The 609-nt window shown below is 39.4% G+C and carries 2 protein-coding genes; both read right to left on the bottom strand.

Features of this window, described 5'->3' with window-relative positions:
- Position 1 precedes the first annotated feature (1 nt).
- On the bottom strand, positions 2-319 hold the full coding sequence (locus ACXAGC_RS20450) for a CcdB family protein (protein ID WP_474846847.1): 318 nt from the start codon (positions 317-319) through the stop codon (positions 2-4).
- The coding region (locus tag ACXAGC_RS20445) for a type II toxin-antitoxin system CcdA family antitoxin (RefSeq protein ID WP_474846845.1) at positions 319-609 on the bottom strand (291 nt) is incomplete at its 5' end. The genes ACXAGC_RS20450 and ACXAGC_RS20445, both read right to left, overlap by 1 nt.

Below are 609 nucleotides of genomic sequence, written 5' to 3'. Positions count from 1 at the left end.
GTTATATTCCAGTGATAGCGAAGTCTATTGCATCTATCAGCAGTTCTCTGGATTGCTCCAGCGAACCAATGCGGTCCTTGAGCACGTCTTCGGGTATAGAACTAAGCTGTTGTGCTAGAAATAAGTATGTTGTGCCTTCGAATTCTATTTCCGGCGTCAGCTTCTTCATGTAAAAACTGTTTTTAGAATTACTAGTTGTTAACGGTACAACCAGCCTTGTTGCCAATTGGTCAATTACAGAGTTTTGAACATCAACAAGAAAAGGGTAAGCTTCGCTAGTTTTCTTGCTTGGGTTTCTGTAAACATCAAATTGCGCCATTAGAAGTTCCTGTACTCATCACCTATACAACCGTTCTCAGCAACAAACTCGTTGTATGCAGCTATGGCAGCTTTGTTTTCTTTTTTCCATTTTTCGGCTTCAATACTTTTTAGCTTGTCTCTAAGTGCTTGTTCTAAGGTCGCAGACAGGTTAACTTTTAAAATTCGAGCTTTTTGCAATAGGTCGCTATTTAAGCTTAGATTTGTCGCTTTCTTGGGGGCATGGACGTCATATAAATCTTGCATTTTATCACTCCAACTAATTTTACCACCAAGTATACGCATGCAAAT

The sequence above is a fragment of the Alteromonas sp. AWJ4_197 genome, from assembly GCF_056160285.1.
The sequence above is the reverse complement of the archived record's forward strand: the minus strand, read 5'-3'. Positions and strand labels throughout refer to the sequence as shown.

Excerpts from the sequence above, each read along its gene's own strand:
- ACXAGC_RS20450 (WP_474846847.1), bottom strand. The coding sequence starts at position 319 with ATGGCGCAATTTGATGTTTACAGAAACCCAAGCAAGAAAACTAGCGAA.